Origin of the sequence: Aristaeella hokkaidonensis, assembly GCF_018128945.1 — a bacterium.
GTDB classification, from domain to species: Bacteria; Bacillota; Clostridia; order Christensenellales; family Aristaeellaceae; genus Aristaeella; species Aristaeella hokkaidonensis.
Window position 1 is genome coordinate 250,049 of record NZ_CP068393.1, and the last position, 20,903, is coordinate 270,951.

Annotated in this window: 17 protein-coding genes; 15 read left to right on the forward strand and 2 right to left on the reverse strand. The window is 54.3% G+C overall.

All coding sequences use genetic code 11. From position 1 onward, the window contains the following. Nucleotides 1-93: 93 nt before the first annotated feature. The 5 genes from JYE49_RS01155 to JYE49_RS01175 all read left to right on the forward strand — a co-directional run bounded on the left by JYE49_RS01155 (nt 94) and on the right by JYE49_RS01175 (nt 6,829). On the forward strand, nt 94-1,362 hold the full coding sequence (locus JYE49_RS01155) for a DUF3048 domain-containing protein (RefSeq protein WP_179217258.1): 1,269 nt from the start codon (nt 94-96) through the stop codon (nt 1,360-1,362). Nucleotides 1,363-1,529: 167 nt separating this feature from the next. Continuing rightward, complete coding sequence (locus tag JYE49_RS01160) at nt 1,530-2,222, forward strand: response regulator transcription factor (RefSeq protein WP_093956578.1); 693 nt, start codon at nt 1,530-1,532, stop codon at nt 2,220-2,222. A gap of 10 nt (nt 2,223-2,232) precedes the next feature. Further along, complete coding sequence (locus JYE49_RS01165) at nt 2,233-3,666, forward strand: sensor histidine kinase (protein ID WP_093956577.1); 1,434 nt, start codon at nt 2,233-2,235, stop codon at nt 3,664-3,666. Further along, nucleotides 3,666-5,216, forward strand: coding sequence for a GerMN domain-containing protein (locus tag JYE49_RS01170; protein WP_179217257.1), 1,551 nt, complete (start codon nt 3,666-3,668; stop codon nt 5,214-5,216). The genes JYE49_RS01165 and JYE49_RS01170 overlap by 1 nt, the downstream gene beginning before the upstream one ends. A 329-nt stretch (nt 5,217-5,545) precedes the next feature. Next, nucleotides 5,546-6,829, forward strand: a complete 1,284-nt coding sequence (locus JYE49_RS01175) for a S1C family serine protease (protein WP_093956575.1) — start codon at nt 5,546-5,548, stop codon at nt 6,827-6,829. Nucleotides 6,830-6,894: 65 nt separating this feature from the next. On the opposite strand, the gene JYE49_RS01180 is transcribed toward JYE49_RS01175, so the two are convergent. Then, entirely contained in the window at nt 6,895-8,112 is a 1,218-nt protein-coding gene (locus JYE49_RS01180; protein ID WP_093956574.1) for a ribose-phosphate pyrophosphokinase, read from the reverse strand. 209 nt (nt 8,113-8,321) lie between these two features. Between JYE49_RS01180 and JYE49_RS01185 the strand changes: the two genes are divergently transcribed. Next, the gene (locus JYE49_RS01185) at nt 8,322-9,269 is read left to right on the forward strand and encodes a leucine-rich repeat domain-containing protein (protein WP_143754467.1); all 948 of its coding nucleotides are present in this window, start codon (nt 8,322-8,324) and stop codon (nt 9,267-9,269) included. Nucleotides 9,270-9,296: 27 nt separating this feature from the next. Next, nucleotides 9,297-10,652, forward strand: a complete 1,356-nt coding sequence (locus tag JYE49_RS01190) for a polysaccharide deacetylase family protein (RefSeq protein WP_179217256.1) — start codon at nt 9,297-9,299, stop codon at nt 10,650-10,652. Nucleotides 10,653-10,667: 15 nt separating this feature from the next. Here the strand turns inward: JYE49_RS01190 and JYE49_RS01195 are convergent, their stop codons facing one another. Next, nucleotides 10,668-12,590, reverse strand: a complete 1,923-nt coding sequence (locus tag JYE49_RS01195) for a GGDEF domain-containing protein (RefSeq protein ID WP_093956571.1) — start codon at nt 12,588-12,590, stop codon at nt 10,668-10,670. A gap of 222 nt (nt 12,591-12,812) precedes the next feature. On the opposite strand from JYE49_RS01195, the gene JYE49_RS01200 reads away from it, so the two are divergent. From JYE49_RS01200 to JYE49_RS01235, 8 genes are all read left to right on the forward strand, one after another. After that, the gene (locus JYE49_RS01200) at nt 12,813-13,697 is read left to right on the forward strand and encodes a hypothetical protein (protein WP_093956570.1); all 885 of its coding nucleotides are present in this window, start codon (nt 12,813-12,815) and stop codon (nt 13,695-13,697) included. A gap of 12 nt (nt 13,698-13,709) precedes the next feature. Beyond that, nucleotides 13,710-14,708, forward strand: coding sequence for a phosphodiester glycosidase family protein (locus JYE49_RS01205; protein ID WP_093956569.1), 999 nt, complete (start codon nt 13,710-13,712; stop codon nt 14,706-14,708). Nucleotides 14,709-14,711: 3 nt separating this feature from the next. Next, the gene (locus JYE49_RS01210) at nt 14,712-15,773 is read left to right on the forward strand and encodes a prolipoprotein diacylglyceryl transferase family protein (protein WP_093956568.1); all 1,062 of its coding nucleotides are present in this window, start codon (nt 14,712-14,714) and stop codon (nt 15,771-15,773) included. Nucleotides 15,774-15,893: 120 nt separating this feature from the next. After that, entirely contained in the window at nt 15,894-17,243 is a 1,350-nt protein-coding gene (rsxC, locus tag JYE49_RS01215) for an electron transport complex subunit RsxC (protein ID WP_369413335.1), read from the forward strand. A gap of 2 nt (nt 17,244-17,245) precedes the next feature. Continuing rightward, nucleotides 17,246-18,793: an RnfABCDGE type electron transport complex subunit D gene (locus tag JYE49_RS01220; protein WP_283399351.1), complete on the forward strand. Its 1,548-nt coding sequence runs from the start codon at nt 17,246-17,248 to the stop codon at nt 18,791-18,793. Between the two features lies 1 nt (nt 18,794). After that, complete coding sequence (gene rsxE / locus JYE49_RS01225) at nt 18,795-19,505, forward strand: electron transport complex subunit RsxE (protein WP_093956565.1); 711 nt, start codon at nt 18,795-18,797, stop codon at nt 19,503-19,505. Continuing rightward, nucleotides 19,502-20,086 (forward strand): electron transport complex protein RnfA, encoded by a 585-nt coding sequence (locus JYE49_RS01230; RefSeq protein ID WP_093956564.1) that lies wholly within the window; start codon nt 19,502-19,504, stop codon nt 20,084-20,086. Before rsxE ends, JYE49_RS01230 begins: the two co-directional genes overlap by 4 nt. Before the next feature lie 16 nt (nt 20,087-20,102). Further along, nucleotides 20,103-20,897: an RnfABCDGE type electron transport complex subunit B gene (locus JYE49_RS01235; protein WP_093956563.1), complete on the forward strand. Its 795-nt coding sequence runs from the start codon at nt 20,103-20,105 to the stop codon at nt 20,895-20,897. The last annotated feature ends 6 nt before the right edge of the window (nt 20,898-20,903 follow it).

Below are 20,903 nucleotides of genomic sequence, written 5' to 3' on the forward strand. Positions count from 1 at the left end.
GGTTCCCTTTTCTTACAAACAGGCGATCATCTCTGGAATTTCATCAAAAAAAACGGACAAGCTGAAATATGGATTTGCAGGAAGGAAAGATTTATGAAGAAACTGACGATTGCGGTTCTGGTCCTGGTATTGATCCTGCATACAGCATCAGTGTTTGCAGAAATCAAAAAGATTGATGGGTTATCTCCCAGAAATATCCAGATAAACCATGCAGGTCTGAATCCGTCCGCGGAGGAGATGATTGCTCAGGGAATCAGCCCGACTACAGGAAGAAAACTGAGCAGGATTAAGTGTCCCGATACTTTCACCGGTACGGCAGTTACCGGTCAGTACCAGCCGTTCATGGTTCAGATTTCCAATGCCAATAACGGCGTCGGCAATCCGGAGAATGGAGAACTGTACGCAACCGCACCGGTAAACGGTTCTTATGCGGATGTGGTCTATGAAGCCTGTCAATTGAGAGACGGCGGTCAGAGCCGAATGAGCATGATCTTTTCTGATACGATTCCGGATTATGTCGGCTTTGTCAGAAGCACACGTGCCACACATCCGCGGATCCGGCAGGAATGGAACGCACTGTTCTGTACTTCCGGTTATACCGATGCGGATGTTCCGGATGAATGGCGGGCACTTGGCGTTAAGAATCCGGCTTCCAAGAACAGGAACGAAAAGGATCCCGGGATTGTTTATGTGGGTGATGCCGGGGAGAATAAGCCGTGGAAAAAGTATGTCAGGCGGCTGAAGGGGATCAAAGACGCCAACAATGAATTGTTCCTGTTAAAGGACCTTCTGGAAAATGTGGTTCCCGAAGATCATGTTCCGGCTAATCATACATGGAAATTTACAGATGAGATACCTGTTAACGGCGACAGAGGCGAAATAATCTATGTGACTTTCGGCAGCAAGTACGATACTGACAGCAGACTGGAATATGATGAGGATGAAAATGGATATATCCGGTATGTGGCAGTAAAAAACCACATGGATATGCCTTACCGTGAGTCTGCCCTTATCGGAGCTGAAAATGTGGATGAAAAAACGAGCACAGGATTAATCGCAAGGAAGGTCCGCGCTAAAGACCATATCCCGGGGAATACACTTATCTTCAACAATGTAATCGTGCAGGGAATTACGATGAAATGGAGAGGCGGCGCAAGGCCTGATCCCGTACTGACCGGCACAGGGAACGCTGATTACTTTATGGGCGGGAAACACATTGCAGGTGTATGGGAACGTCCGGACTATGACAGCCGTACGGTGTTCTACGGAGAAGACGGCAACGAAATTGAACTGCAACGGGGGCGTACGCTGATTATCCTGATGGGGTACAATAATTCGGGTACCGACGTCAGTTATGAATAAGCATTGAACAGACGGAAATGAAGACTGTCCGGGCAGATATGTGACCGTCTGAAACATGAAGAGTAATTTTTCGTTACAGTTTTTGCACCAGTATGTAACAAACCCTTGATTTTTTCTAATAAGTATTATACAATTCGTACAGTATTGGTTACGAAAGGGTGTTTTCAGTGGGTAAAAGGATCCTCCTGGTGGACGACGAACCTCTGATCCTGAAGGGCCTGAAATATACGCTGGAACAGGAAGGTTACGAGACAGACAGTGCCATGGACGGAGAAGAGGCCTTGTCCAAGTTTGAGACGGGTTCTTTTGATCTGATCCTTCTGGACGTGATGCTTCCGAAGCTGGACGGTATTGCTGTCTGCCAGAGGATTCGTGAACGGAGCGATATCCCGATCATCATGCTGACTGCAAAGGGCGAGGATATGGATAAGATCCTCGGTCTTGAATACGGCGCAGATGATTATATGACCAAGCCTTTCAATATCCTTGAGGTGAAGGCGCGCATCAAGACGATTCTTCGTCGCGTTTCCGGCAGCGTTCAACAGCAGGAACACCGGGTGATCCGTGTTCACGATATGGAAGTGAACCTGATCAAGCGCAGCGTGACCCTCGGCGGCAAAGACATAAAGCTGACCGCAAAGGAATTTGATCTGCTGCAGATGTTCGTAACGAACCGGGGCACTGTTTTCAGCAGAGAACAGATGCTTGAAACTGTATGGAAATATGATTATGCCGGCGACGCCCGTACGGTGGATGTTCATATCCGCCGTCTGAGGGAAAAGATTGAACGGGACACATCAAAGCCTGAATTCATCTTTACCAAATGGGGAGTTGGTTACTATTTCACGGATCAGGACTAAACTTGCATTCTTGGCCAGCATCAGGTGGAAAATCCTGCTGGCCTTTTTTCTCATTGTGGGTCTTTCTTTTTTTGTGGCCGCAACAAGCCTGAACGGCATGGTCAAGGACTATCTGTTTGAACAGCGCAAACGCGATGATATTGCAAAGACCGGGAAGCTTGCCCAGAAGGCGGCTCCTCTTTTTCAGTCTGTCTCTTCAAACGAACTGAATGACCTGCTGGAGGAAGAGGCGGAGACAATGGACGGCCGCCTGATCCTGATCGATAATGACGGGAAAATCCAGTACGACACTTTCCAGAACCTTTGCGGACAACGGACACAGGTGGATGAGGTGATCCGCGTACTGAGAGGGGAAACGGTCAAGGATTACGGAATCCATACCCCGGGGAAATCGGTGGTGGAAGCCATGAGCGGGGAATCTGCCGAGTATGTGGCTTACAGCACCTATGAGATGAACGGTTATAAGGGCAGGATCGGTGCCGCGATGTTCGTGAGCAAAATCCAGAGCCTGGTGGATTCCATAGAGCGGGTTGAGATGCAGCTGTTGCGCGTGTTTGCGGTGATTGCGGTGGCTGCGCTGGCATTTGCACTGCTGCTGAGCCGTCTGCTGACAAACCCGATTACTGCAGTGAGCCGGACCATGAGAAAAATGGGGAAAGGCGACCTGAGCGTCCGTGTGCCGGTACGGGGCAGCGGCGAGCTGAGGGAACTGGCTGAAAACTATAACACCATGGCATCACAGCTGGAAAGCCTGGACAAGACCAGAAACCAGTTTGTGTCAAATGCCAGCCACGAACTAAAAACGCCATTGGCAACCATGAAGATCCTGCTGGAATCCATGATTTACGAGCCGGATATGCCTGCAGAGGTCCGGGCGGATTTCATGAAGGATATGAACCATGAGATTGACCGACTGACCGGCATTGTTACGGATCTGCTGGTGCTGACCCGGATGGATAACGGTGAGGAAATGAAGCGCGGCATTGTGAATATGACCGAGCTGACCCACGAAACAATCCATCAGCTGACTCCGGCTGCGGAAAAGAACAACCAGACGCTGACCGGTGACGTGCAGGAGGATCTCTTCTTCTATGGAGACAAGAGTAAACTGAGCCAGATCCTTTATAACCTGATGGACAATGCAATCAAATATACCCCGGAAGAGGGGAAAATATCCGTATCCCTGCGGGAGGAAGACGGCAATATCGTCTGGCGGGTGAAGGATAACGGTATCGGTATTCCGGAAGAAGACCTGGATCACATCTTTGAACGCTTCTACCGGGTGGACAAGGCCAGGGGCCGGGAGACCGGCGGAACGGGCCTGGGACTGAGTATCGTAAAACAGATGGTCAGGATGCATGGCGGCACCATTACCGTTGAGAGCAGTCTGGGAAAGGGCTCTGAATTTACAGTGACATTCCCGCAGGAAGGAGCGGAGTCATGATGAAAAAAGGATTATGCCTTTTGCTGGCACTCTGCCTCCTGCTCCTTCTGGACGGATGCGCAGGAAGGAAAATCGAGGATTACCAGATCCCGGCGTCAACCCTTTCTCCGGCAGCGGCACGTTATACAGCGCCGGACGGCGACGGGATTGTCATGGAGAATCTGAAATACCAGATTTATCTTCCGGCCCGGGACGGGCTTCGCCTTGTTGCCCGTGAAGTGACAATAGACGCGGAGAATCTGAATGACGCTGTGGAGAAGCTGATGCAGCAGCTGCTCAGCTACGAGGGAGACACGGATGCGAAGCCCCTGGGCGGAAGCAAGCCGCTGGAATTGTACGGCACGCATCCCATTGAAATCAGCGGCGGCATATGCACGGTGAACCTGACCCGCACGGCGAAGCAACTGAAACTGAGCGAATATTACAAACACTGCCTGGCGATTTCCACGACCCTGTGTGAACTGAACGATATTAACGGAGTGAATATCCTGGTAGAGGATGAAAGCCTTCCGCTGGATACTCCCGGCTACCTGCCGATGGGAACCCTGATGGGGCATGCGGGAGAATCGCTTCCGGTATTGTGGGAACAGATGGAAGCGAAAAAGACTCCGATGACGCCTACGGATAAGGACCCCGGCAAAAATCCCCTGAACGCGCTGGCAACGCTGTATTATCCGCTGCCGGACGGCCGGGGCATTGCCTGCACGATTCGGATGGTCAATTTCGCAGGCCAGACGCCCGCACAGCTGACAACCAAACTGATGGATGAAATCAGTTCCGAACGACAGGCTCTGTCAGGCGGACAGAACTTCCCGAAACTGACGGAACTGCTGCTGCATGATCCTGTGACAAGCGACCTGCCTGATGGCGGACGGCTCCTGACACTGAGCCTGCGGGAAGATGCAGAGTCTGTACTGGAAGCCGCCAAAACAGATCTTGCCTGCTGCGCGGCGGCACTGACTTATACCCTGACGACTTTTGTTCCTGATATTTCCGCCGTCTGTATCCGGATTGGCGACAAGGCGAAAACAGAGCTGAAAACAAAACGGTTTGATCCGGTAATCGCATTGAGCGGTATGGTGAAACGCAGCGCGGTGGAGCAGTTCCTGACAAGCAGCGTGACGGTGTATTTTGCCCGAAACGGGATTCTATGTGAATGTGAACGGCCTGTGGCTCCCCGGTCTGTTGACAGCCTCCGGACTCAGCTGTGTGCCCTGATGGAAGGTCCTGACACATCGGAGCGGGAAGAGGGGATCAAAGAGACCCTGCCCGGAACAGTTCGTGAAGACGATATCCTGGGGATTTCAGCAGAAGGCGACACACTGCTGGTCAACCTGAGTGAAAACTTCCGGATGGCAATCCTGGAACAGGGAGAGGAAAAAGAAACCCTGGCCTGTTACAGCATGGTAAATACGCTGTGCAAGAATACAGGAACAAAACGGGTGCGCTTCTTCTTTGAAGGGGTGCAGGTGGAATATATAGCCGGAACGATCTACTGGGCAGGAGAGTTTATGTATAATATTGGTTTGGCTGAAAAGGGTCTTGGATAATATAAACGGACTGGGATATGATCCCAGTCCGTTTTAATGAATACTTAAAACTGAAAACTTTGCGATCGCCGTATTCCATTTCTGCATCGTCAGAGACTCGCAGAAATGGACGGCTGTAGCATGGGAGTCATTCGCCGTGCTAAAGCACGGATGACTCCTCAATAACTTAAAATGAATAATAATATAGTGATTTAACCAGAGAATCGGGTCTGACGATTAGCTGGCTTTTTATGGTTGAAGAAAAAAATGAATAAGTTCATATTGCGTTCATATTCCGGACAAAAAGAGGGGATAGAATATAGCCGAAAACCGGAAAGGAGGTTTTTGAGATGAGAAAGATTATGAATAAGAAGGTCCTGGGCGTGATTGCCCTGGCGCTTGTTTGTGTATTTGCGGGTACTGTGATCGGTGCTTCGCAGCCTTCCGCCAGTGCGGAAGAAAAGGTTGTGCTGACTTCTCCCTTTACTGAGGCAATTGCCAAGGTACGGGACAGCGTGGTCGGCGTTAATAACTACCAGATTGTCAACAACAATTACGGCGGATATGACAACTTCGGCGGATACTTCCCCTGGAGCTATTTCGGCGGAGGATACGGAAACGGCTATGGCAACGGCTACGGATACAACCAGCCGGATTCTTCCGAGGAAGTCAAGTACGGCAGCGGCTCCGGCGTAGTCATCGAAAAGGAATATGTGCTGACCAACTACCATGTGGTGGAAGGTGCACACAGCCTGAAGATTTCCATCGGCGATGATGAGAAGAACCTGTATGACGCGACCGTGGTGGCCAGCGATTCTGACAAGGACGTGGCCGTGCTGAAGGTGCCCGGACTGCCGCTGGAACCGGTTGAGCTGGGCGACAGCGATGAACTGGTGATTGGCGACTGGGTGGTCAATATCGGCAACCCAATCGGATTTACCGGTACCGCCACAGCGGGTATTGTCTCCGGCCTGAACCGGGAAATTGAATCCGACAACAGCAAGCCTGACAAATACGGAAAGAACACGCCTGTTGTAAACAGCATGATCCAGACGGACGCTGCCATCAACAGCGGTAACAGCGGCGGCGGTATGTTCAACACTGCCGGCCAGCTGGTTGGTATCCCGACACTGAAGTACACCGGCACCCGCTACAGCTCCAATGCCGCTGTTGAAAGTATCGGCATGTGCATCCCGATCAACGAGGCCAAGGATGTGATTGAAGCGGCATTGAGCGGCAAGGGCAATGTGGAGGAAGGCCAGCAGGCTGCTGCGGACGGTGAAGGCACTACCGGCGGCCTGACAGGTAAGCCCCGGATGGGTGTGACCGTCAGCACGGTGAAGGATACCAACGGCCAGCTGCCGAGAGGCGCTTATGTAGTCAGCGTGGATGAAGGCAGCCCGGCGGAAGCCGCAGGCCTGAAGAAGGGCGATATCATGGTCGAAGTGAACGGCCAGGTGATTACTACCGTAACCGAAGAAATTGAGATCATCTCCCAGCTGAAGGAAGGCGACGAGGTTGCAGTAAGAGTGTGGCGGCCTGAAAACGTGTCGGAGGACGGACGGATTTCCACCGAAGGCGACTATATCGACCTGACAGTCAAACTGGCAGTTGTGGACGAAATCGCCCAGTAACCATCAAAAACAGAACCGGCTCCGGAAGATTCCGGAGCCGGTTCTTTATGTTGTTTAATCAATCATCAGATCAGGCGCATACCCGCAGCCATCTGCTCATTATTGTAACGCTTAAGCAGGGCGTGAATCCGGTCATAGGGATTCAGGAGCTTGCTGAGGCTGCGGTCGTGGTTCAGGGTGGCGATGATGAAGGAGATATATTTGCTCATATCCGCTTCAATGAACCACTCGGTTTCCGCCAACTCAGGTTTGCGGTAGGTGAGGTTGGTGGAAATGACCCGATCGATGAAACCGTTGCGGTAGGCTTCTTCAAAGGCATCAATGCCGTTGGTGAAGAGGGCGAAGGTGCAGCCTGCGAAGATGCGGTTGGCCTTGCGCTTTTTCAGCTCTTTCGCCAGGTCGATGATGCTTTCACCGCTGGACAGCATATCATCCGCGACGAAGACGTCTTTGCCCTCCACGCTGTCGCCCAGATATTCGTGAGCGACGATGGGGTTGCGGCCGTTCACGATGCGGGTGTAATCACGACGCTTGTAGAACAGACCCATATCCAGCCCCAGAACGGAGGCATAGAAGATGTTGCGATCGATGGCGCCTTCATCCGGAGAGACGATCATCATGTGTTCCTTATCGATCCGCAGGGTCTTGTCCTTCTTGAGCAGGGCCTTGAAGATCTGATAGCTGGGCATGATGCTCTCAAAACCGGTGGTGGGGATGGCGTTCTGAACCCGGGGATCATGCGCGTCAAAGGTGATGATGTTGCTGACGCCCATGTTCTCCAGCTCCTGAAGGGCCATGGCGCAGTCCAGACTCTCACGGGCTGAACGGCGGTGCTGCCGGCCTTCATACAGCATAGGCATGATGACCGTGACACGCTTGGCCTTACCGCCCATGGCGGCGATGATCCGCTTCAGGTTGGCGAAATGCTCGTCCGGACTCATCGGAACGCGGCGGCCGAACATCTCATATTCGACATTGTAGGCACCGGGGTCACAGAGAATGTACATATCGTAACCGCGGATGCTCTCTTTGATCATGCCCTTGGCTTCACCGTTGCCGAAGCGGGGACAGGTGACATCGATCAGGAAGTCCTGCCGTTCCGCACCGGGGGTGGTGCTCATGTCGCCGGGCATCGATTCTTCGGTATGATCCTGCCACTTTTTCAGCCAGCTGTTCACCTTAATGCCCATCTCTTCGGTACCGGGCATGGCGATCAGCCCCAGAGGACCAACGGGATAAGTCAGAAATGAGTCTTTGTTCCAGGTACTGACAAAATCTGTCATGACGATCCTCCCTCATGCGATCAGGAAAACTCGAACAGAATTATTATACTATCATTTTTTTGTTATGAGAAGTGAGAATCTGGTTTTTTCTGATGCTATTTTGGCCATGTATACGATTACATGGGAATCTTGCACACATATGATGATTTTACTATAATAGGAAATCATACGGGAAAGGTTGGAACGGCAGGATGGTATTAAAAAGAATAGTGTTACTTCTTCTTGTGCTCCTTATGCTGGTTCCCCAGACTCTGGCTGAGGAGACAGAAAAAGTTACTTACAGGGATATCACTGTAGACAAGAATACAGAGTATGTGGACCTTGGAGACCGAAAGGTGCTCCAGTGGGATGTGCTCTATGATTTCCTGCTGCAACTGCCTAACCTGAAAAAGGTAGACATGTACAATGTGATTGTGAACCTGCAGGTGTATAACAAACTGAATGAGCTTTTCCCGAATGTAGAGTTTGGCGTTCAGTTCAGATACGGCGCTCACAGAGTAAGGACAGACGACACCGCTTTTTCCACACTGTGGGCTGAAGGTGCCAGAAAGCATACCTACGATGAAATCGCAATGATGGTCTGGTGCAAAAACCTGTACGCGCTTGATATCGGACATCACCCGGTAAAAAAGCTGGATTTCCTGTATGAATTGCCGGAACTCAGGGTGCTGATTGTGGCACTGTGCGACCTGACAGACATTACGCCCATCGCAAGCCTGAAACACCTGGAATACCTGGAGATTTTCCACAACAAGATTACAGACATTTCCTGCCTGAAAGACCTGAAATACCTGATGGATCTGGATCTGGTGCAGAATTATGTGGAGGATCTGACGCCGCTGACGGAAATGAAGAGCCTGAAGCGCCTGTGGATTTACCGGAATATCAAGAATGATCTGGAATCTCCGGATATGGAAACTGTCCGGATGCTGCAGGAGGCGCTGCCGGACTGCCAGATTGAGGCGAGGGGCACATCCCGGTCCAAGGGCTGGGTACGGCATCCGCATCAGGAGGTTATTCAGCGGATTTTCCACTCCAAGGTATATGAACCGTTTGCAGATTCCGATCCGGAAAACATGCCTGAACCGTGGCGTACGGAATACCTGGAGAAAAACGGAGAAACGGCTGAAACAGAAGCTATCGAACCCGCGGAATAAGCATACAGGAATATGGGAAGGAATATGATGAGAAAAACAATCAGAGCTGCGCTTGCTTTGCTGGCAGTAATCTGCCTGCTTACGGGAACGGCCGGCTCCGCCCTGTCGGAAACTTTGCAGGAATGCCACAAAGTAACCAATAAGGCAGAGATCACCACACAGAAAAACAAGTCGCAGGTCAAACTGTGGCACGTGGAAACGGCGTATCCCGCGGTGACCGAAGAGATCAACGGTATTGCTTCGGCCTGGGCGGATGAGCTGGGTCCCGATCTGCCGAAGGCGGGCAACAACGGCAAGAAGAACAGCCGGTTGGATGTGGAGATCCGGTACAGCCGGACAGGCCTCCACTGGATGAGCTTCCTGGTACAGGCGCGAACCACCTATCATCAGCAGCTGAAAGCCCAGAAGTTTACTACCCGAACCTATAATATGGAAACCGGGGAACAGATCCGGCTGACGGACGTTTTTGACGATACGGACGAAGTCTGGGCCATGCTGGGTGATAAGGTACGGCAGGCACTGAGTGATTACTGGCCGGACGAGGAGCCGGATGAGGAAAAACTGAACAGCCTTTGCACACAGGAAGCCCTGGAGGAAGCGGACTTTACGCTTCACGGGATGTCCCTGGTGCTGCATTATCCGGCGGAGATCCTGTATCCGAACCATTTCACGCTGATGGATGTGACCCTGTTCTACCCGGAGATCCGGGATATGATGACCGAGGCGGGCAGGACTGAAACCAACAATGAAGCCTATTACAAAACCTGTGCGCTGACCTTTGACGACGGTCCCAGCGCCAAGAATACGCCCGGCGTACTGGACGCACTGATGGAAACCGGCGCCCGGGGAACTTTCTTTGTGATCGGAAACCGGATCAAGGAGAACCGCTGGCTGGTTCAGCGGGAGCATGACAACGGCAACGCCATCGGCGCGCACAACTGGCATCACGGGAATGTAACCAAATCCTCGGGATCCGCCCTGCGTGCGATGCCACAAAAAGTCAATACCGCAATGATCAAGTCCATCGGTATTCCGGTGCGGTATGACCGGGTGCCGGGCGGACGTTATCCGCGGATGGTTGAGGTGAAAGTGGGCTGGGCTTATATCCAGTGGAGCCTGGATACCTATGACTGGCGCGGGCTGAGCACCTCCGCTGTCCTGAACAAGGTAAAGAAAAAACTGCATGACGGGGATATTATCCTCTGCCATGATATCAAAGACCATACTCCGGAATCGACACGGCAGATCGTGCGATACCTGGAGGAGGAAGGTTATATGCCGCTCACCATCGATGAGCTTTTTGCAAAGGACGGCGTGACACTGGAAAAGTATAAGGTATATTACCGGTGCGACCAGGGGGACACGTCCATCCGGAAGGACTGACGCGAAAAGAAGGTTTTATTCCGGATGATCCGGATATGGCTGCTCCGCTTTGCGGGCAGCTTTTTTCTTTTGTTTGTTCCGGTACATCAGGGAATCTGCAATCCGGATACATTCATCCAGGGGCTTGCGCTCCTCATTGGTGGTGCGGACGACACCGATGGAAAGACTCAGGACAAAAGGAATACCGGAGGTGCGGTTGTACTCATCCGCTGCGGCATCGATCTCCTCACACAGGGTGGGATTCCTGCCGCTGTCGATGATGATGAATTCATCACCGCCGTAACGCATGATGAAGGCGTTTTCAGAACAGATCCGCTGGAGAATCCGGGCGGAGGCCTTCAGTGCGGCATCGCCGGATTCATGGCCGAAGCGGTCGTTGATCGCCTTCATGTCGTTCATATCGATGAAGAGCACCTGAACGGAACCTTCAGAGGCGATCAGGTCATCATAACGCTGCTGGCCAAAACGGGTCAGGCCGAAACGGTTGTAAAGGCCGGTCAGCGCGTCATGGACATAGAGTTCGTCCAGGGTATCGTTCAGGTTATGGAGCAGGCTCTTTTTGCGCACGTTTTCAATAGCGATTTCCAGGAAGTTGAGGATGCTTTCGTGCAGGTTATGTTTAGCCGCGGCGCAGATGCCGTTCAGCACAATATAGCCGATGGAATAGGTGTTGTAATGCAGGGGGTAAAAGATCAGGAAGGGTTCTTTTTCCATCAGGTGATCCGGCAGGAGGCTGCTGGTGGGGAAGCGAACGACTTCTTCACCTGATTCACTGTCTTTCGCGCCGCTGTCAAACAGAACCATGGTGGAATCAAAGTGCTCCGCGTAATGCGGCCACATGTTCTTGTCATAGTTATCGAAATAATATTCGTTTATGCACAGATAGACGTTGTCACAGCCGAAGATGGAGTGACTCTTGTTGAAAATCCGCATCAGGTCCGGCAGGTCCTGGGCTTCGAACAGCTCTTCAGCCATGAGGTCCTGCTGAATATAGAAGGAACGGAGGAACCGGGTCTGCTGGAAGTAGAGGTCGCGGATCACGCCGCGGCGCGGCGCGTTGTGGCAGCCGCAGGATTCGGAGCAGATCAGCTCATATCCGAAGGGAATGCGCGTGCGGGTTTCTTCTCCCCGGATCATGCCGACCAGCACATCCGCCGCAAAATAATCCAGCTTGCTGTGATCGGTATGGACGGTGGAAAGACGGGGACTGGACAGCTCCGCGGAGGAGAGGTTGTCAAAGCCGCAGACCATCACATCCCGCGGAATCCGGATCCCGTTTTCCTGCAGGGTTTCCATCAGGCCCAGGGCCATCTCATCATTGGCGGAAATAAAGGCGTCGGGCAGGGGACGCCCTTCGCTGATCCACTTCTTTGCGACATCCACGCCGTCGCTGGTGCGCCAGGTGCACTCGATAATCTCGATATTTTCCTTCGGGATCCCGTTGTCCCGGCAGGCGGCCAGGAAACCGCTCATGCGCTCCGGGCCTTCAAAACCGCTGTGCAGGTTGCCGGTCAGGTAGGCAAGGCGGCGGGCACCGTGTTCACGGATAATATGCTCGGCAATATCATACTGTGCCTGGCTGTTATCAAAAAAGACGAGAGAACATCCTTTCAGTTCCTGACCGATGGAGACTGCGGGGATGCCGCTTTCAACGATCTGCTTTTCAAGGCTTTCCCATGCGGCCCGCAGTACGATCTGGTTGCTCTGAACCAGGAGGCCGTCAAAGCAGGATAAATTAGGCAGCTGAAAAATCGTGTATTCACTCCGGTCCTTATCATTTCCCTGATCTTTACCGAAGCAGTCGAATACACGGATTTGCACGTTTGGATGATCCACGGTATATTGCGTCAGCCCGTGGAGCGTGCTTTCCACCAGTTCGTAGTTCCAGTCGACTGTAAGGAAAGCGATCCGGAAATTTTTCTTCTGATCCGCAGCCATAAAGAATCCCTGCAACTTGTTTCATATTTACGATACATCAGTACAGCTATAAAAATATACACTAAAACTTGCCAAAATGTCAATCTTTTACAGGGCGAAACGATTTGACTTTACAGGCGTCAGACGTCAGAAATCCACTATGCAAAACAGACAGAAAATGCTATAATACATAAGATGTCCATGATTCATGGATTGCTTTTTGTTCGGAAAGGTGAAACGGTAATGAAGAAACGGAAGAATACCAGTATGCGTGGGAGAAAATGGCTGGCAGCACTCCTGGCGGCGGTTCTTCTGCTGGCTTCGTGCGCGCTGGCTGAAGACGGACTGGAAGGCTATTCAAAAGAAAAAGGATATACTTATCTGCGGCTTGGACGTTATCCGCAAACTGCCGAGGGCGGCGTTGAACCGATCCTGTGGCGGGTTCTGACAAAGGATGATGAGAAAGCCTACCTGCTCAGTGAATATATTCTCTTTGCAAGGGCACTGCATAACAACCGGAATGAATACGCAAAATTCAAGGGCGATTTCGCCCAGACCGAGCTGTGCCAGTACCTGAACACAACCTTTACGGAGGCGGCCTTCACAGAGGAAGAGCTGTCCATGCTCCTGCCCTGCGAGAACTTCGGCAAGGTGTTCCTGATTACCCGGGAAGATATGAAGAACAAGGATATCGGGCTGGGCGCCTGGACGTCCAAAAAGGATCCGACCCTGAAACAGATTCAGGAAAACCCTGCTGTCCGGGCCTGGGGAACCGAATGGGCGATCAAAAACAACGGATATGATCCGGCTGAATACCCGGATCCGAAGGCAAAGGTGCGGAACGCTACGGATACCGCGAATATCACGCTGGGTGAAAAACGGCTGTATGTGTTCCAGGCCAAATACGGCTCCTGCAGTCCCTACTGGGGACGTTCTGCCTCCACTACTGACAAGAAACAAGCTGTATGCACCAAGGACGGCGGTCAGGTCGGCCGGATTGAGGTTGGCCGGGACAATGAGGGTGTTCGTCCTGCTCTGTATCTCGCAGAGGGAAGCTACAGCATTATATCCGGATCCGGCACGATGGAAGATCCCTACGAGATCGTTCCTGCCGTTACTCAAGAATAAGGAGAAAACGAGATGAAGCGTAATACTGTCCGATGGATTGCCGCAATACTGCTGCTGCTCGCGCTGGCAGCCGGGCTTTCCTGTCCGTCCATTGTGGAGGCTGAGGAAGCAACGAAGCTGCCGATGGATTTCACCAAGGGCGGCGTCAAGACTGACAAAGACAAGTGGACCTATGACGGAAAAACGCCTGTTGCCTACAGCGATTCCACGATTGAGGTCACATCTGAAAAAAGCTCCGTGACCGCCAAGGTAAAAGGCAAGAACGTCAAGCATGAAGTCTGGGTGATCCGGATCAAGATCCAGGACGCTTCCCAGCTGCGTACCGCGGTGAGCAAGGATACCTATAACGGCCGCGGACAGGCGAAGGGCGAAGACATCGCAAAGAGCAAGAATGCCGTTGTTGCGATGAACGGGGACTTCTTCAAATATGAAAACGACGTAGGATACGTTGTGCGCCAGGCTGAGTTTATCCGGGACGCGACGGATACCAGCCGGAAAAAGAAGGGCCAGCCGATCTGCTTCGATATGCTGGTGGTGGACAATGAAGGAGACTTCTATATTGTTCCCCAGGCCCGGACGAAGGAAATTGAGGAGTTCATCGAGACCAGGCTGACCCCTGAAGGAAGAACAGTGATGGATACGTTCAACCTGGGACCTGCGCTCGTGATTGACGGAGAGGTACAGGATATCGCTTCCTCCCAGGCGGCACAGCAGGGGGATTATCAGTGGAACTATCCCCAGCAGCGCATTGCCCTGGCACAGACCGGGCATCTGGAATACGCCATTGTGGAAGTGTTCGGCCAGACGGACTCCACTGCCGGCCTGACACTGGAAGAGTTTGCGAACCTCATCGCGGAAAAGGTACCGGATGCCAAGATCGCCTACAACTTTGACGGCGGCGGATCCACAAACCTGATCCTGAACAACAAAAAGATCTGCAAGACCCCCGGCCTGCGGGAGATTACCGATATCATTTACTTTGCATCTGCTGAAGGCTACGTTGAGGAATAACAGATGGAACCGATCAAACTGGGTTTTCTGACCATCTACCCCTTCGGTCTGCTGATGATTCTCCCGGCTTTGGGCGCGCTGCTGCTGGCAGCCCGGAGCATGGGGAAGGCAGGACTGAAAAAAGAAACCGCCGGCTGGTTTGCCCTGCTGGCGGTTCCGCTTTGCTTTGCGCTGGCACGGCTGGGCTTCTGCCTGTTCGTGATTGACCAGATGCTGGGGAGCGAAGACTTTGGCATGATCTTCCGGGTGAACGAAGGCGGCTTCCTGCTGTGGGGCGCGCTCTGCGGCGGCCTGCTGGCGGCCTGGATCACCGGAAAAATCACGAAACAGCCCTCCGCGAAAATCGCTGACTCTGCCGTTGTGGGGGCCTGCCTGCTGATTGCGGCGGGGCGGATCATCTGCGGCCTGATTTTCAAGGACCAGGGAATCGGTTTCCCGCTTTCAGACTGGTTCAACACGGACTGGCTGGATCCGGAAGAGGCGGAATATGCCAACCGCTTCAGCCTGTTCGCGCTGGAAGATTACAGCTTCTTTGAACGGCTTCCTTTCGCTATCCAGAACTTCTATGACGAATGGTGCTGGGCGATTTTTGTGCCGGAAGCCATCTGGGCGTGTGTGACAGCGTGGATTATCTCCCGGTGCCGGGCGAAGGACGGCGGGAAAACAATCCTGTTCATCATCCTGTATTCCTGCGGACAGATCGTGCTGGAGGCCATGCTGCGGGGCGAGGTGCTGCATCTGCCGTGGCTGGGTTTCGTGCGGGCCAATCAGGTCATTTGCGCGGTCGCCCTGGTTGCGGTGATCTGCATCTGCCTGAAGAAGCTGGACAAGACGGAACGCGGCAAAGCTGCGCTGGTCTGCTTTGTCCAGGTGATCCCGGCTGTCCTGATCGTGGTGGCGATGGAATTCGCTGCTTTCGAGAAAAAAATCACCCTGATTCAATCCTGGCCCGCAGACGTCTGCCACCTGCTCGCAGGGCTGGCGTGCCTCTGGATGGGATTGGCTGCAGGGCATGTGTGGCAACGGGTCTACGCTTTACAAGCCCCGTCGGATCTGGTAAAATAAGGTATCCGAAAAAAACTACATTCCATGGTGCCCACTACGACGCCGGCACGGTAACTTACAACCCTGCCCGCTCGTTTGCGGTTAATACAAAAACACATTATGAAAGGAGTCGGCATTGCAGTGAAAAACACATTTCGCGGCGGCGTACATCCCGCAGGTCATAAGGACCTGAGCCGGGAAAGCCGTCTGCGTCTCTTCGATCCGAAGGGAGAGATGGTTTTCCCGCTTTCCATGCACATTGGAAAACCCGCGAAACCGGTGGTGAAAAAGAATGATGAGGTGAAGGTGGGGCAGTTGCTCGCGGAAGCGGACGGCTTTGTTTCCGCACCGATTCATTCCAGCTGTTCGGGTAAGGTGAAGGCAATTGAAAAGCGCCGGGTGCTGGGCGGCGGCATGGCAGAATGCATTGTCATCGACAATGACGGAATGTTCACGCCCGCGGAAGATTATACCCAGCGGACGGACGCTTCCAAACTGTCCAACAGCGACATCATCCAGCGGGTACAGAAGGCCGGCATCGTCGGCCTGGGCGGCGCAGGTTTCCCGACGGCTGTAAAACTCCAGCCGAAGAATGCTGACGCGATCGAATACGTGATCGCCAACGGCGCTGAGTGCGAGCCGTACCTGACCTGCAATGATCAGCTGATGCGGATCCATTCCAATGAGATCGCGGAAGGCCTGGAGCTGGTGCTTCGGCTTTTCCCGAACGCCGAAGGTGTAATCTGCATCGAGGATAACAAACCCGAAGCCATTGAGGCGATGAGCCGCGCTGTATCGGATAAGCCGAAGATCAGCGTACGGACCATGATTACCAAGTACCCCCAGGGCGGTGAGCGCAGCCTGATCCAGGCTGTGGCCGGTGTGGATTTCCCCACCAGCAAGCTGCCCGCTGACGTGGGCTGCGTGGTGCAGAACGTCGGAACGCTGTACGCGATCCAGCGCGCTGTACTCTACGGAGAACCGCTGTTTAGCCAGTGCTTCACCATTACCGGTGAGGCGGTTGCAGAACCCGGAAACTATATGGTCCGGGTGGGCACCAGCTATGCCGAACTGCTGGAAGCAGCCGGCGGTGTGAAGGAAGGCATGGAGATCCGCAAGGCTCTCTCCGGCGGACCCATGATGGGTATTGCCATCGGTTCACTGGACATCCCGATCCAGAAGCAGAACAACGGCCTGACGCTGCTGGCGGAAGACCCGGTGGAAGCGGCGGAAGCCGTGATGACCAGCTGCCTGCGCTGCGGACGCTGCACAACGGTGTGCCCGATGGGCCTGACACCCCAGCTGATGTGCGACGCGGCGGTGGCCGGCGACCTGGAACGGTATGAGAAGAAGCTGTACGGCATGGACTGCATCCAGTGCGGCAGCTGCAGCTTTGCCTGCCCGGCCAAACGGCCCCTGACGCCTACGTTCAAGCAGGCGAAGGCAGAAATCCTTGAAAAGAGAAAACGGGAAGGAGGCGCTCAGAAGTGAATATGCTGAATCTTTCCGCGGCTCCTCACGCAAGAGATAAATGGACTACTCCGTTCATCATGCGGATGGTCACCCTGAGCCTGCTGCCTGCCACGATTGTGGGTATCCTGGTATACGGCTGGAACGCCTTCGGCGTTGTGGCACTGGCAATTGTTTCCGCTGTGGCGTCTGAATGGCTTTTCTGCAAAGCCTGCAAAAAGCCCAGCACTATCTGGGACGGCAGCGCGGTGGTTACCGGTCTTCTGCTGGCCCTGTCCCTGGGACCGCAGACGCCCCTGTATATCCCGGTGATCGGTTCCGTGTTCGCTATTGTGGTATGCAAGTGCTGCTTCGGCGGTCTGGGCAAGAACTTCATCAACCCCGCACTGGCGGCCCGCTGCTTCCTGCTGATTTCCTTCGCAAACGCGATGGCAATCAAGCCGATTGTGGACACAGTCGCGTCCGCGACTCCCGTCGGCGCTATGAAAGCCGGCGAGGTGGTGGATATCACCAAGATGTTCCTGGGCACGGCGGACGGCGTAATCGGCAGCTCCATCCTGGCGCTGCTGGTGGGCGGCCTGCTGCTCTGGAGCCTGGATATCATCCATGGCCAGATCTGCTTCTCCGTGCTGATCGGCTTCACCGTGTTCCTGGGCCTCTTCGGTGGAAAAGGCTTTGATCCCGCCTACCTGCTGGCGCACCTGTGCGGCGGCGGTGTGGTGATGGGTGCCTTCTTCATGGCCACGGACTATGTGACCAGTCCTGTCAGCCGCCTGGGTCAGTTCATTTACGGCTGCCTGATCGGCGTGCTGGGCGGACTGTTCCGCCTGAAGGGCAACACGGCAGACTCCTTCAGCTACGCGATCATTATCGGCAACGTATGCTCTCCCCTGATTGATACTTATATCGTTCAGAAACCCTTCGCCTACAGGAAGATCGGCAAGACCCGGAAGACCAGCAAAGAGCCCTTCCGGATTCCGAAGCCTGTGATCGCCCTGACGCTGATTGCGGCGATCGCCGGTGTGGCGCTGAGCGGTGTGTATTCCATGACCAAGGATACCATTGAAGAACAGAAGCTGCAGGCGGAGCGGGCTTCCTACAGGGAAGTGTGCCCCGAGGCAGAGACCTTTGAAGACTCCGAAGCCGCGAAGGCAAAGCTGGAAGAGCTGGCCGGCGGAAACTGGGGAACGAACTTCGGTTCCACCCGGATCAACGAGGCGATTGTGGGCAAGGATGCCGCCGGTAATGTGGTCGGCTATGCCCTGAGTGTCTCTTCCAAGGGCTTCGGCGGCGACGTAACCATGGCGCTGGGCCTGACCCCGGACGGCGAAGTGAAGAAGATTTCCTTCACGGAGCTGAATGAAACCGCGGGCCTGGGCATGCGGGCCAATGAGGACTCCTTCAAGGATCAGTTCCCGGGCAAGAGCGGCAGCGTGAGCCTGGTGAAGGGTGACGCCGGAGAGAACGAGATCAGTGCCCTGACCGGCGCGACCATCACCTCCACGGCTGTGACCAACGCCCTGAATGCCGGCCTGGACTTCTATGATACTGTGCTGAAAGGAGGCAACTGAGATGAAAAAGTATATCGAACGCCTCTGGAACGGCCTGATTAAAGAAAACCCGGTCCTTGTACTGATGCTGGGCATGTGCCCGGCGCTGGCGGTTTCCACCCAGGCGTCCAACGGCATCGGCATGGGCCTGAGCACGCTGGCCGTGCTGGTACTGAGCAACTTCGTGATCAGCTGCCTGCGGAAGGTGATTCCGGATCAGGTCCGGCTTCCTGCCTACATCGTAATCGTCGCCAGCCTGGTGACGGTGACCGAACTGCTGATTGAAGCATATCTGCCCAGCCTCTATGAGGCACTGGGCATCTACATTCCGCTGATCGTGGTGAACTGCATCATCCTCGGCCGTGCGGAAGCCTATGCGAACAAACATACCCCGCTGCTGTCCGTGATGGACGGTATCGGCATGGGCCTTGGTTTTACCATTGCCCTGACCCTGGCGGGCATGATCCGTGAACTTCTCGGTGCGGGAACGGTCTTCGGATTCCGCCTGCTGCCGGAAAGCTTCGGTATGACGATCTTCATCCAGCCTCCGGGAGCCTTCCTGGTCTTCGCGCTGATCATTGCGGTGATGAATGCCATCGGCATCAAGACCCGTCAGCGCAAGCTGGTTGAGAGCGGCTGTGACGGCAACTGCGCACTGTGCAGCTCCGTATGCGAATCCCGGGATGCCGATCCGAAAGCTGAAGAAGAACAGAAGGGAGGCGCGGACGCATGAATAACACGAGTCTGATTATGATCATCGTGACCAGCGCGCTGGTGCACAATGTGGTGCTGAACCAGTTCCTGGGCATCTGTTCCTTCCTGGGCGTGAGCAAACAGATGAAGGCCTCCATCAGCCTGGGCGGCGCGGTCATCTTCGTTATCACCATCGCCTCCGCTGTGGCAAGCCTGCTGTACGACTACGTCCTCAAGCCCCTGGGCATGGACTTCATGAAGACCATCATCTTCATCCTGGTCATTGCTGCCCTGGTGCAGATTGTGGAAATGTTCCTGAAGAAGAAGTCTCCGGCGGTTTACAAGGCCCTGGGCATCTATCTTCCCCTGATTACCACCAACTGCGCGGTGCTGGGCGTTGCCCTGACCAACGTGCAGGACGGCTACAACTTCATCCAGTGCGTGACCAGCGGCTTCGGCACGGCTGTGGGCTATACCATCGCCATCGTGCTGCTGGCGGGCATCCGGTCCCGGATCAATGAAAAGGACCTGCCCGCTCCGCTGCGGGGCGCGCCCATTGTCATGATCGCTGCCGCGCTGATGTCCATCGCGTTTATGGGCTTCGGCGGCCTGGTACTGTGAGAGGAGGGGCGGACAGATGAACATTATTCTGATCACGACCCTGGTTATCGCGGTAATCGGTATCTGCGTCGGCGCGGGCCTGGTTTTCACCGGCAAGAAGTTTGCCGTGGAAGTGGACGAGCGGGAAGTGGCCGTTCGGGAAAAGCTCCCCGGCAACAACTGCGGCGCCTGTGGCTATGCAGGCTGTGACGCGCTGGCCGGCGCCATTGCCCGGGGCGAAGCTCCGGTAAACGCCTGCCCGGTAGGCGGCGCGCCTGTGGCCCAGGCAATCGGCGACATCATGGGCACCACTGCCGGTGCAATGGAACGCAAGGTTGCGTTCGTGGCCTGCAAGGGCACCTGCGAAGTGACAAAGAACCAGGGCAACTATATCGGCATCAAGGACTGCCGGACCGCTGTGCTTTCCGGCATGAATATCACGGACTGTATCTACGGCTGCCTGGGCTTCGGCTCCTGCGCCGAGGTTTGTCCGGAACAGGCCATCTCCATTCAGAACGGTGTTGCCGTTGTGAACCGGAACCGCTGCGTCAGCTGCGGTCTGTGTGCCAAGACCTGCCCGAGGGGCCTGATCTCCCTGATTCCGGAAAGCCGGATCATCCGTGTTCAGTGCTCCAACCGGGACAAGGGTCCGGTTGTCCGGAAAATGTGCTCCGCCGGCTGCATCGGCTGCGGCCTGTGCGTAAAGCAGTGTGAATCCGAAGCCATCGTGTTTGACGGCACACTGGCCCGGATTGATCCGGAAAAGTGCACCCTCTGCGGCAAGTGCGCGGAGAAGTGCCCCGCCAAGGTCATCATGACCACTCCGAATTAATGGAGG

What these genes read in the sequence shown, in the direction of transcription:
- JYE49_RS01205 (WP_093956569.1), top strand. Translation starts at nt 13,710, where the DNA reads ATGAAGCGTAATACTGTCCGATGGATTGCCGCAATACTGCTGCTGCTC.
- JYE49_RS01175 (WP_093956575.1), top strand. Translation starts at nt 5,546, where the DNA reads ATGAGAAAGATTATGAATAAGAAGGTCCTGGGCGTGATTGCCCTGGCG.
- JYE49_RS01190 (WP_179217256.1), top strand. Translation starts at nt 9,297, where the DNA reads ATGAGAAAAACAATCAGAGCTGCGCTTGCTTTGCTGGCAGTAATCTGC.
- JYE49_RS01195 (WP_093956571.1), bottom strand. Translation starts at nt 12,590, where the DNA reads ATGGCTGCGGATCAGAAGAAAAATTTCCGGATCGCTTTCCTTACAGTC.
- JYE49_RS01210 (WP_093956568.1), top strand. Translation starts at nt 14,712, where the DNA reads ATGGAACCGATCAAACTGGGTTTTCTGACCATCTACCCCTTCGGTCTG.
- JYE49_RS01230 (WP_093956564.1), top strand. Translation starts at nt 19,502, where the DNA reads ATGAATAACACGAGTCTGATTATGATCATCGTGACCAGCGCGCTGGTG.
- JYE49_RS01220 (WP_283399351.1), top strand. Translation starts at nt 17,246, where the DNA reads ATGCTGAATCTTTCCGCGGCTCCTCACGCAAGAGATAAATGGACTACT.
- JYE49_RS01180 (WP_093956574.1), bottom strand. Translation starts at nt 8,112, where the DNA reads ATGACAGATTTTGTCAGTACCTGGAACAAAGACTCATTTCTGACTTAT.
- rsxE (WP_093956565.1), top strand. Translation starts at nt 18,795, where the DNA reads ATGAAAAAGTATATCGAACGCCTCTGGAACGGCCTGATTAAAGAAAAC.
- JYE49_RS01235 (WP_093956563.1), top strand. Translation starts at nt 20,103, where the DNA reads ATGAACATTATTCTGATCACGACCCTGGTTATCGCGGTAATCGGTATC.
- JYE49_RS01155 (WP_179217258.1), top strand. Translation starts at nt 94, where the DNA reads ATGAAGAAACTGACGATTGCGGTTCTGGTCCTGGTATTGATCCTGCAT.
- JYE49_RS01200 (WP_093956570.1), top strand. Translation starts at nt 12,813, where the DNA reads ATGAAGAAACGGAAGAATACCAGTATGCGTGGGAGAAAATGGCTGGCA.
- JYE49_RS01170 (WP_179217257.1), top strand. Translation starts at nt 3,666, where the DNA reads ATGAAAAAAGGATTATGCCTTTTGCTGGCACTCTGCCTCCTGCTCCTT.